Annotated in this window: 9 protein-coding genes; 4 read left to right on the forward strand and 5 right to left on the reverse strand. The window is 35.6% G+C overall.

Annotated features, from left to right (window positions below):
• Positions 1 to 104: 104 nt before the first annotated feature.
• Both ACHZAX_RS17395 and ACHZAX_RS17400 read left to right on the forward strand, forming a co-directional pair.
• Complete coding sequence (locus ACHZAX_RS17395) at positions 105 to 1100, forward strand: NAD(P)H-dependent glycerol-3-phosphate dehydrogenase (RefSeq protein WP_320019983.1); 996 nt, start codon at positions 105 to 107, stop codon at positions 1098 to 1100.
• A 227-nt stretch (positions 1101 to 1327) separates the two neighbouring features.
• Positions 1328 to 2668 (forward strand): glucose-6-phosphate isomerase, encoded by a 1341-nt coding sequence (locus tag ACHZAX_RS17400; RefSeq protein ID WP_320019984.1) that lies wholly within the window; start codon positions 1328 to 1330, stop codon positions 2666 to 2668.
• Positions 2669 to 2702: 34 nt separating this feature from the next.
• Here the strand turns inward: ACHZAX_RS17400 and ACHZAX_RS17405 are convergent, their stop codons facing one another.
• Positions 2703 to 3008 (reverse strand): hypothetical protein, encoded by a 306-nt coding sequence (locus ACHZAX_RS17405; RefSeq protein WP_180327345.1) that lies wholly within the window; start codon positions 3006 to 3008, stop codon positions 2703 to 2705.
• 103 nt (positions 3009 to 3111) lie between these two features.
• Between ACHZAX_RS17405 and ACHZAX_RS17410 the strand changes: the two genes are divergently transcribed.
• The gene (locus ACHZAX_RS17410; protein ID WP_320019985.1) at positions 3112 to 4014 is read left to right on the forward strand and encodes a DMT family transporter; all 903 of its coding nucleotides are present in this window, start codon (positions 3112 to 3114) and stop codon (positions 4012 to 4014) included.
• Here ACHZAX_RS17410 and ACHZAX_RS17415 read toward each other — a convergent pair.
• Together ACHZAX_RS17415 and ACHZAX_RS17420 are read right to left on the reverse strand one after the other, a co-directional pair.
• Positions 4011 to 6512: a PAS domain S-box protein gene (locus ACHZAX_RS17415; RefSeq protein WP_320019986.1), complete on the reverse strand. Its 2502-nt coding sequence runs from the start codon at positions 6510 to 6512 to the stop codon at positions 4011 to 4013. The two genes, ACHZAX_RS17410 and ACHZAX_RS17415, sit on opposite strands and share 4 nt — an antisense overlap.
• Before the next feature lie 183 nt (positions 6513 to 6695).
• Positions 6696 to 8048 (reverse strand): cyclic 2,3-diphosphoglycerate synthase, encoded by a 1353-nt coding sequence (locus ACHZAX_RS17420; protein WP_101310735.1) that lies wholly within the window; start codon positions 8046 to 8048, stop codon positions 6696 to 6698.
• Positions 8049 to 8348: 300 nt separating this feature from the next.
• Between ACHZAX_RS17420 and ACHZAX_RS17425 the strand changes: the two genes are divergently transcribed.
• Complete coding sequence (locus tag ACHZAX_RS17425; protein WP_320019987.1) at positions 8349 to 8987, forward strand: acyl carrier protein phosphodiesterase; 639 nt, start codon at positions 8349 to 8351, stop codon at positions 8985 to 8987.
• On the opposite strand, the gene rodA is transcribed toward ACHZAX_RS17425, so the two are convergent.
• Together rodA and mrdA are read right to left on the reverse strand one after the other, a co-directional pair.
• A complete protein-coding gene (gene rodA, locus ACHZAX_RS17430; RefSeq protein ID WP_101310737.1) occupies positions 8926 to 10350 on the reverse strand; it encodes a rod shape-determining protein RodA in 1425 nt (474 codons plus the stop codon). The two genes, ACHZAX_RS17425 and rodA, sit on opposite strands and share 62 nt — an antisense overlap.
• A gap of 14 nt (positions 10351 to 10364) precedes the next feature.
• Positions 10365 to 12221: a penicillin-binding protein 2 gene (gene mrdA / locus ACHZAX_RS17435; protein WP_320019988.1), complete on the reverse strand. Its 1857-nt coding sequence runs from the start codon at positions 12219 to 12221 to the stop codon at positions 10365 to 10367.
• Between the last annotated feature and the right edge of the window lie 10 nt (positions 12222 to 12231).

A 12231-nucleotide genomic window follows, 5' to 3' on the forward strand; every position in this document is an offset into this window, starting at 1 on the left:
TATCGGAGGTCGGGAATTTCTCCCTTCCTCCGATATTTAGTAAATTAGAGATCTGATCGTTACAGAAATAATTCTCTAACAACAGCAGACTTATCAATAAATTCATGAACAAATCATCAAAAATTGCCATAATTGGTGGTGGTAGCTGGGCTACAGCTATTGCTAAAATCTTTATGGAAAATGTAGCAGAAATTAACTGGTACATGCGCAATCCGGATACCATTGACCAATTTAAGGAATTAGGTCATAACCCACGCTACATTACCGGTGCGGAATTTGACATCGACAAAATCAATTTTTCGCATAATATTGACGAAATCGTAACAAATTCTGACATCATTGTTTTTGCGATACCATCCGCATTCTTGAAGAATGCACTTAAAAATCTTACGGTTAGCCTTGAAGATAAATTTGTTGTATCAGCAATTAAAGGTATTGTTCCCGATGAAAATATGATTATTGGTGAATTCTTTAATGAAAAATACAATGTGCCAATTGACAACATCGGTATAATTTCCGGACCATGCCATGCGGAAGAAGTTGCATTGGAACGATTATCATATTTAACGATTGCCTCTCAGAATACAAAAAAAGCAAGAGTTTTGGCTCTAAAAATGGAATGTGCATACATTAAAACAACCATTTCCGATGATATATACGGAACTGAATATTCTGCTGTTCTAAAAAATGTTATTGCCATCGCTTCAGGTATTTGTCACGGACTTCGTTATGGCGATAATTTTCAAGCCGTGCTGATATCAAACGCAATTCAGGAAATTAAACGATTTGTAGATACGGTTCATCCCATCACAAGAGATATTAAAAGTTCAGCTTATTTAGGCGATTTATTGGTTACCTGTTATTCTCAATTTAGTAGAAACAGAACTTTTGGAACCATGATTGGGAAAGGATATTCTGTAAAATTTGCTCAGTTAGAGATGCATATGATTGCCGAAGGATATTATGCGGTTAGTTGTATCAAAGAAATTAATGATAAATACAAGGTTCACATGCCAATTACCATGGCTGTTTATAATATTCTGTACGAAAAAATATCTCCTGCTATGGAAATCAAATTATTAACAGAAGATTTACGTTAAAGTTATTTTTCAATTGTAAATTTGTACTTTGAAAAACTTTTCATTTTACAAAAGTAAAAGTATCGCATTGCATGAATGCAGAATAGGAGTGATTGCAAAAGCATTCATCAATTATTTTAGTTTGAAATACATTTAATTAATTATACACATTAAACCCATTTCTGTCTTTCGCTCTGAGGGGGTATCGGTTCTGACAGATCTGGATTTTACAACTTAATTTGAAAATAATGGAACACATCAAGTTGAGCTTTGAAAAATCTTTAAACTTCGTAAGTAAGGAAGAGATTTTCAAATTTAAAGAAGAGAGTCAAAAACATTTAACTGCTCTTCAAAAAGGAACCGGTAAGGGAAATGACTATGTTGGATGGGTAGATTTACCTTCTCAGATTACTGAAGAAGAGCTAAATGATATCGAAGCAACCGCTTTATCTTTGAAAGATAAAGTAGAAGTATTGGTAGTTATTGGTATTGGAGGATCGTACCTGGGTGCAAAAGCTGTTAACGATGCTTTGGCTCATAGTTTCGATCAACTGAATATCGGTAACGAAAATCCGCTTGTATTGTATGCCGGACAAAATATCAGCGAGGACTATCTGTTCGAGTTAATGGACATTTTAAAAGACCTTGAATTTGGTATTTGTGTAATATCTAAATCGGGAACAACTACCGAACCTGCTATTGCCTTTCGTTTGTTAAAAGAACTTTTGGAAGAAAATGTTGGCAAAGAAGAATCTCGTGAAAGAATTATCGCTATTACAGATGCATCAAAAGGAGCTCTTAGAACTCTTGCTGTTCAGGAAGGCTACAAAACATTTGTAATTCCTGATGATGTTGGTGGTCGTTTTTCGGTTTTAACTCCTGTTGGATTGCTTCCTATTGCGGTTGCAGGTCACGACATCAAGGAATTGGTAAAAGGCGCTAAATCGATGCAGGAATATTCAATAGCAACGGCATTCGAAGAAAATCCTGCTTTGCTATACGCAGCGGCCAGAAATGCTCTCTACGCAAAAGGCAAAGGAATTGAAATTTTAGCCAATTACAATCCAAAACTGCACAATGTAGCCGAATGGTGGAAGCAACTTTACGGTGAAAGTGAAGGAAAAGAAAACAAAGGTATCTTCCCTGCAAGTGTTGATTTCACAAGTGATTTACACTCAATGGGACAATACATTCAGGAAGGACAACGTAATATTTTCGAAACTGTTATTTCAATTGCTAAACCCAACCATACTGTAATTATTCCTGAAGATAAAGACAATCTTGACGGTTTGAACTTTTTGGCTGGAAGACGCATTGACGCGGTGAATAAAATGGCAGAATTAGGCACCCAATTGGCTCATGTTGATGGCGGTGTTCCAAATCTAAGAATTGAAATGCCTCAGTTGAATGAATTCTACTTAGGTGAATTGCTTTATTTCTTTGAAATTGCCTGTGGTGTAAGCGGTTATATTTTGGATGTAAACCCATTTGACCAACCCGGTGTTGAAGCATACAAAAGCAACATGTTTGCTTTGCTTGAAAAACCAGGTTTCGAGGAAGAAACTAAAAAAATCAAAGAGAAATTGTAGTCTCAATTTCAATACTATTAAAAAAAGATCAGCTTTAGAGTTGATCTTTTTTTATTTCCTCACTTTGCAGCTCTTCTGCTAAACTCTTTTTTGTATTCCTTCGAATCCGTATTTTTTTCCCCGCAAACTGCCCCAAAAAGAAAGCACTCACCATAATTGGATAGGTGTATAACTGAAAGCCCAAACCAAACAAATGCCGAAACAGGATTACAAATGGAATGGGTGCATGAATACAGACAAACCACATTACTGAGAATTTTTTAAATCCTTGCCTGATAAATCCAAATGGGACATTCAAAATAAAAGTTGAGAGAGCTGCAAAAAGTAAATTTAGTTCCATGCAAACGAATATAATTATAATATCTAATAAAACGGGGCGTAATCTCCTTAATAAAAACAAACTTATTTATTTACATTTGCCACAATTAAAAATGCCCTGAACGATGCAGTACTCATCTAAACTGAAAGGAAGCTTGTTGGCTCTATTGGCAACCATCAGTTTTTCGAACATATATATTTTCAGCAAACTGGCGATGAAAGATGTCAATCTTGCCTCTTTTGGACTGTTGTGGTTTGCCTTTGCCCTGCTGTACAATTATCTGTACTATTATTTTTTTACTGACAGAAAAAAAATAAACTCATTATCAAAAAAATCAAAATTTATTTTAATTCTAATCGGATGTTCTGAGGTAATATCAATGTCTGCATTCTTTCTCTCAATAAAACTGACTGAAAATCCTGCAATAGTCTCATTCCTTGCAAATACCAGCCCTATATTTGTAATTTTCATTGGATTTGTTTTTCTGAAAATAAGATACAATTTCATAGCTGTAATCGGAATTGTAGTTACTCTTAGCGGCGTTGTTCTAATCAATTATAACAACACTGTTTCTGATTTGGGAAGTTTTGTAACACCGGCAAGTATTGCAGCGCTTGTTTTTGCACTATTTTACGGAGTAAGCCTGGTGCTTGCCCGATCTGAGATTAAAACAATTCCTTCTACGATGATTACGGTTTGCCGATCATCGTTTCTGTTTCTGGGATTTGCATTGTATAACCTCTTCATCTTCGAAGTGCCGCACTACACGACTGACTCACTGCTTTACATCAGTATCGGATCCATTTTTGGGCCGTTTTTGGGTGTAACCCTTACGTTCGCCTCCTTAAAATTTATCGATGCGTCAATCACTACCTTAATTTGTACATCAAGAAGTTTCTTTATTGTTATAGGAGCCTTTCTTTTTATGGATCTCTTGCCTGACAACTATCAATTATTAGGTGGGATTTTTATCATTTTGGGAATTGTACTAATCACGATTGGTGATATCCGACAGAAATCGACTTAATTCAGAACCCTTTTTACCTCGGTTAAAAAATCATCTTTAGTAATTGGCATTGTAATATAACCATGGCATCCGGCTTCAATACAACGCTCTTCTTCCCCTTTTATAGTATAAGCTGTCTGAGCAATCACTTTTGTATCCTGATTTCCGTTTTTTATTAAAGCCAAACAATCTTTCGTCGATTTACTATAAATGTTCATATCAAGAATAAGCAAATCAGGCGTTAATTCATTCAACATGTTTATCATGATATTCTCATTTGAAGCATGAGAAATAGTAACATCTTCACCATCAAATAATTTTTGCAAATAAAGAAATGAGTTATAATCTTCCTCTGCAATTAATACCGATTTTCGGCCAATAGACTCCGCCCGCATCACAACTTGTGAATCATCAGCACCAATCGTTTCATTTTTAGAATAAGGTAGTGTAAAATAAAAAGTACTGCCTTTTCCAACTACCGATTCGAACCTGATTTCACCTCCCAGAAGCTCAACAAGTCCTTTTGAAATGCTTAAACCTAATCCTGTTCCATCAGTAAACTGCTCTTCATCTCCTTGTCTGAAACGTTCAAAAATGATATCATGTCTGTTTTTAGGTATTCCGCAGCCTTCATCTTTCACATATACTTCAATTACTGTCTGCGACAAATATTCTTTAAAATTATACCCAACTTCCACCTTACCCACTTCTGAAAATTTGATTGCATTATTAAGCAAATTATCCAGAATTTGATGAAACCGATTAGAATCTGTAAAAACAGAAAGTCTTTCATACTCTTCCGGCAAATTCAAAACCAACTCGATATTGGGTTTGCTTTCTAATAACACTCCCCTTTTAACCACCTCTATACCACTTACAAATAATTCGTGCAAATTGGTTTCCATTCTATGTACCGCCACCTGATCCAATTCCAATTTAGAGATATCAACAATATCATCAATAAGCTGCAACAGTCTATTCCCTGAATTTTGAATAATATTTATATACTGGGATTTTTCAGCATCATCCAATTCTGAATCAACAAGCAATTCTGAAAATCCCATAATTGCATTCATTGGAGTACGTATCTCATGACTCATATTAGCAAGAAAAATCGATTTCAACTTATCACTTTCCTCAGCCTTTTCTTTCGCCTTTAACAGCTCTCTTTCAGCCAGCTTTATATCCGTAATATCTCTTGAAACACCTAGTACTCCAATTAGCTTTCCTTCTACATCGTGCATTGGAGTTTTAATCGTCTCAGTTAAAAGTCTGTTTCCACTGGTAGCTGAAACAGCCCAATTGGTAAAGCGAACGCTTTTCGCACTATTTAAAACCTCCAAATCTTTTTCCCAGTAAAAATCAGCAATCTCCCGCGGATAAAAATCATAATCTGATTTGCCAATAAGAGCATTTCCCTTTAACCCATTAAATTTTTCGAAGTTCCTATTGCAAGACAGATATATTCCCTTTGGATCTTTTAACCAAATCATTTCAGGAACAGTTTCTATCAGTATTTTTAAATGAGCTCTTTCATTTTCAACCAACGCCATGGCATTCTTACGCAAAGAAATATCACGAACCATAGCCCAAAATCCTTTGGGCTTACCTTTTTCGTCCTTCAACAAATAGATACGCAGTTCAACAGGAATCAAACTTCCACCTTTTCTTATACACTCCTTTTCATATACTCTGGAACTTCCGGATACGAGAACCTCTTCTTCCATTATCTTCTGCTCAAATTCAAGCCACTTTAAAGGGGTTAAATCATGACAATTCATATGCAGCAACTCGTCAGAGGAGTAACCAAGCATTTCTTTGAATGCTGTGTTAAATTCGATCACATTGGCATCCATATCCAAAACAACAAATGCATCGTTCATGCTTTCATACAAACGCGAATACTTTTCCTTTGTTCTGCTTAACGCGATTTTATTAGCCCTGTTTTGTAATTGTCGGTTCATGAATAATCCCAGCAACATATTGCCCAGTGGATAAATAGTTAGCAAGGGCCAGGAAATTTGCAGCAAAGTTGGCATCGTTTTTTCTGAAGGCAAAAATACAGAGCAACTAATCATCGCCAAATGAACGGCGACTCCTAAAAGTAAATATTTCAACCAATAAGATTTAACACCTATTTTAGTCCATATTTGTTTCCATAAAATACCTATCACACCAGAACTGATTATAACAGCAATTCCCATAAACATTCCTTCCCCACCTAAAATAAACCGATAGGTGCCTGTAATTAGAATTGCAATAATGGTAGGAATTACGCCAAAAAATAACCCGGAAATGGAAAGAATAACCGAACGCGTATCAAAAACGACTCCAGTTGCCATTTCCCAGGAAGAAAGCATAAGAACAACACCAATAGCACCTACAATTCCACCTGCTAATAATTGCTCCCATATGGATTTAAGACCAGTTCTTCTCACCCACAAATAATCATACAACATGCTAAACGACAGCAATATTGCAGTATTCTGTATTAAACTTAGAAACATGGAATTATTCATAAATAAAGTAGTAGTAATTTCCTATTGTGGTTATACTCTAAATAAGAGTGTTTTATCTCTTATTTACAAAAAATGTATACTTCATTTTCTAAATAAAGTTTTGTTTTCATTCATGTTTTATAATAAAAAAAAGAGCAGATTAAATCTACTCTTTTACAATAAAAAATAAAATTACTTCACTATTTAAGCCATTTCCTTATTCAAATGATGCTTTTCAGTAAACTGATTTATTACATGAGATAATTTTGGATACCCAATCTCTTCCAAATCATAATAAACCCGCGTTGTAGGTTTTTTAATATTGATAATCCGGTTTAAATCTATTGGAGTACCAATAATAACAGAGTCGCAATCGCTGCTGTTAATGGTAGTTTCCAAATCCTTAAGCTGTTGATCGGAATAGCCCATCGCAGGTAAAATATTACCAATGTTTGGATAAATTTCGTAGGTTTCTTTCAACTTGCCTGCAAGAAAAGGTCGGGCATCAATCTCTTCGGCAGCGCCAAATTTACGTGCAGCAATTGTGCCTGCGCCAATCTTCATTTCACCATGAGTTAAAGTCGGTCCGTCTTCTACTATTAAAACACGTTTGCCACGAATCAACTCAGGATGATCAACGGTGATTGGTGAAGCTCCATCAATTACAATGGCGTTTGGATTTGCCGATGCAATATTTTCGCGGACTGTTTGAATTCCTTCCGGAGCGGCTGAATCCATTTTATTAATAACAACAACATCAGCCAACCGAAGATTAACTTCTCCCGGATAGTAATTCATTTCGGCTCCCGGACGATGAGGATCCGCAACTGTAATTGTTAAATCTGGTTTGTAAAAAGAGAAATCATTATTACCTCCATCCCACAAAATAACATCACATCCATCCGGATCTTCCTCTGCCGCACGAACAATCGCCTCATAATCAACTCCGGCGTAAATTATATTTCCACGAGTAACATGTGGTTCATATTCTTCCATTTCCTCAACAGTACAATTGTGTTTTTTCAAGTCATCAACTGTTGCAAAACGTTGTACTTTTTGAGCAACCAAATCCCCATAAGGCATTGGGTGACGTATTGCAATCACCTTTAATCCTTTATTCATTAATTCTTCAATAACCTTTCTGGACGTCTGTGATTTACCACAACCGGTTCTTGTTGCAACCACAGCTATAACAGGCTTATGACTTTTTATCATAGTATCCCCAGGTCCCAATAACTTAAAGTTAGATCCTGCCGCATTAACAACCGCACTAACGTTCATTACTTTTTTATACGGAACATCCGAATAAGAAAAGACACAATCATCTACACAATGTTCTTTAATCAATTTAACCAAATCCTCTTCTGCATAAATTGGAATTCCCTCCGGATACAATTCTCCGGCCAATTCGGCAGGATATTTTCTTCCATCAATATCAGGAATTTGAGCTGCAGTAAATGCAACTACATTGTACTCCGAGTTGTCTCTAAAGTAAGTGTTGAAATTGTGAAAATCACGACCTGCAGCACCAATAATAATGACATTCTTTTTAGCCATAACTTCTGTTTCTTAAGTTAAAATTAATATTAGGTATGAATACTTAAAATTAAAACTTTAAAGGATTTTTTCTAATTTTAACGACTTTAAGTTATAGATTTTGAGCCTGTTGCTTAACACGAGCAAAAAAATTGACTTTGTCACAAAACTGTCATAACTTATTTAGTTTTTCCGTTGTTATAAAACTTTTAAACTTCCATATTGTCAATACCCAAACACTTTCCCTTAAAAAAAGAAAATACAAAATTGAATCGAAATTATTATTTATTGCTTATTTTCGGGAAACAAGACTGATGAAACATGAATTTTTTAGCACACCAATACCTTTCAGGTGATTCGGAAAAAGTGAAGATTGGGAACTTTATTGGTGATTACATTAAGGGTAATAAATACAAGGATTATCATCCCGAAATTCAAAAAGGCATTCTCCTGCATCGAAATATTGATCACTTCACTGATCATCATCCAATTGTTTTACAAAGTTCAAACAGACTTAAAAATGGATATAAAAGATACTCAGGAGTTATTGTCGATATGATATATGACCATTTTTTAGCAAAAAAATGGAATAAATATCATACTCAGCCCATTTCAAGCTTTGTCAGCAAATCACATGAAATATTAGTGAAGAACTATTTGATTCTTCCTCAGAAAGTAAAACTGTTTCTTCCCTTCTTAATTCAAAGCAGAAGATTAGAAAGCTATTCAACAATTGACGGTTTACAAACTGCATTAAAAATCATGTCACGCAGAACCAGTTTGCCCGATCAGACCGATTATGCAATAAAAACACTCCTCGATCAATATGATGATATTGAAACTGAATTTGACTGCTTCATGAGTGCTCTCATTAGCTATGTCAGCAATGAACATCAAATTATCGTAGCAACTCCATACGATTGGCATCTAAACGAAGAAAAACGAATAACAAAATTGTAAACGCCCACAAGGAAGATCCACCATAACTAAAAAACGGCAAAGGAATTCCTATAACCGGAGCAAGGCCAATTGTCATACCAACATTTATTGCCATATGAAAAAACAATATACAAGCTACTCCATATCCATATATCCGACTAAAAGGAGATCGTTGCCTTTCGGACAAAAACAACAAACGGATTATTAATATCAGTAAAAGGAATAAAACTGCAGCAGAACCAATAAATCCCCATTCTTCGCCTACTGTACAGAAAATAAAATCGGTACTTTGTTCGGGAACAAATTTAAATTTCGTTTGTGTTCCATTCAAAAATCCTTTTCCTGAAAATCCTCCGGATCCAATTGCAATTTTTGATTGAGCCACATTATATCCTGCACCGGAAGGATCTGACTCAATTCCCAACAAGTCGTTTATGCGTTCCTGCTGATGAGATTCCAAAACATTTTCAAACAAATAACTCACCGAAAATGTGAGAAACAAGCTGCCAACAGCAATCAACAAAACCCAAACGACATTCTTAAGTCGTTCTCTATAAATATAATATAAGAAGGGTACAATATTTAAACTTACTGATAGTACTAATATCATATAGGTGGAAACATCCAATTGCAAAGCTTTAACTACACCCCAAACCAAACCAAAACCGATAAATAATGCTGACAGACCAATTATTATTTGTTTGAACCGAAGCCCCATAAACTTCAGACATACAAAAGAAAATCCTAAAATCATCAGAAGCACATATAACTTGGCTAAAAGAAGTGTTACTATAAATAATACGGCAGATAAAAAACCAACAAATAAAACAACACCTGAAAGTCCTTCCCTGTATAACACCAATATGAAAACCACATATACCAAAGCCGATCCGGCGTCTCGCTGCAGAATTATTAAAACAGCCGGAGTAAATAAAATAACTCCTGCTACAACCAAAGACTTAAATTTGTGTATTTTAAAATTAAACTGGCTTATGTATCGTGAAATGGCCAGACAAGTTGCAAATTTTGCAAACTCTGCAGGTTGTAAACGAATTCCGCCAATCTCAAACCATGATCGGGCACCGTTGACTTCCCTTCCAAATATTAGTACGGCAACAAGTAGGAAAATCATGACCAGATAGGTGGGATAAGCGAATGCGGAGAAAAATTTACCTTCTATAATCAGAATAACCATCGCAAGGAAGAAAGCTGCCCCTATCCACATTAATTGTTTTCCATATCTCTGACTAATATCAAAAATACTTTGATGTTCTTCGTTGTATACTGCGGCGTAAATATTTATCCATCCAAGAAAAACAAGCAGAACATATATAAAAATTGTCCACCAATCCAGATTCTTTATTAAACTTACCTTTCTTGTCATCCCAACGTTAATATTTATTCAACAACTCCTGTACTGGGTGTTGCTGCCTGATTAATTAAATCAGCATCAAGCATCCTCTTTTCCAGCCATTTTTTGTTTTCAGAAATCTCCCCTTTTAGATATTTCTCGATCATTAAACCTGAAATTGGGGCTGCATATCTACTTCCCCACACTCCATTTTCAACATAAACAACAATAGCAATCTTCGGATTTTCTCTTGGTGCAAATGCAACAAAAACAGAATGATCTGCTTCGTCAGAATTCTGAACTGTTCCTGTTTTACCACACACACGAATATCTTTAATCGCTGCCAATGCTCCGGTACTTCCCTCACCTCCTGTAACTACCATTTCCATACCATCAATTACAGGTGTAAAATTAGAAGAGTCTACACTGGTATAATGTTTTTCCAGATACTTTTTCCCAAAAGCCCCATCCTCACCAACAGCCTTTACGATATGAGGAATATAATAATAGCCTCTATTGGCAATTGCAGCTACCATATTTGCCATCTGCATTGGTGTTATCTGCAGTTCACCCTGTCCTATAGCCAGGGAAATTGCATTTAAGGCTCTCCAATTCTTACGATACTTATTCTGATAATATTCATTTGTGGGAATAGAACCTGTTTTTTCATTCGGTAAATCAATGCCAAGTTCACTTCCGAAACCAAAAGAAGTGACATCCTTTCTCCATGCAGTATACCCGTCCTGAACAGAACCAAACTTAGGACTTTCCAAAATGTAACGAAATACATTTGCAAAATAAGCATTACAGGATTGCTGAATTGCATGACGCAAATCCAAAGGAGATGCATGAGAATGACATCCCATCGTAAAATTACCAACATGATAACCGCTGTGACATTCAAATCTTGCAGCAGGGCTAATTACGTTTTCCTGAAGAGCCACCAATGCATTTACCAATTTAAATATTGACCCTGGAGGATACAACGCTTGCATTGTTCGGTCAAACAAAGGCTTCAATGAGTCATTTTGAACCATCATCTGATAATTCTTATTCATTGCACGCCCAACAAACATTTCAGGATCATATCCCGGACTGGATACTTTTGCTAAAATTTCACCAGTATGGGGTTCAATCGCAACAATTCCGCCTTTTTTATTTTGCATCAACAACTCACCGTATTGCTGTAAATCTATATCTAAACTCGTGTGCAAATTTTTACCTGAAACTGCTTTTTCATCGAATTTCCCATTCCGAAATGATCCTTTTATTCGATTAAAAACGTCAACCCAATAAATCTTTACTCCCTTTTCGCCGCGAAGCTCTTTTTCATATGTTCTTTCTATACCACTTTTCCCAATATAGTCTCCTTGTCTAAAATACGGATCACTTTTAATCTCCTGGTTGGTTACTTCTCTAAGATATCCTAATGCATGAGCTGCACTTTTTAATGGATATTTCCGCAATGTTCTCGTCTGAACAAAGAAACCGGGAAATTTATATAACTTCTCCTGCAAAACAGCATATCTTTCAGACGACAACTGTTTTAAAAAAATAGATGCCTTTCGATAAGAATAATGCTTTGCCTTAGCAATCCCTTCAATTAATTCTAATTTTTCAATTCCCAATAGTTGGCAAAAATCTGTCGTGTCAAAAACTTCCAATTGTCTGGGAATCAACATCAGATCGTAAGCGGCCTGATTGTACACCAACAATCTTCCATTCCTATCATAAATCAATCCCCTTGCCGGATATTGTGTTACCTGCCTTTGAGAATTATTCTCAGCAGATAATTTATAGGTGTCATCAATTATTTGAAGGTTAAATAAACGGATAATGAAAATTAGAACAACCAGAATGAATATTCCGCCAATAATGTATTTTCGGTTTGAGAAATTATTCATTTTATATTAT

Origin of the sequence: Labilibaculum manganireducens (assembly GCF_963665805.2) — a bacterium.
Taxonomy (GTDB): domain Bacteria; phylum Bacteroidota; class Bacteroidia; order Bacteroidales; family Marinifilaceae; genus Labilibaculum; species Labilibaculum manganireducens.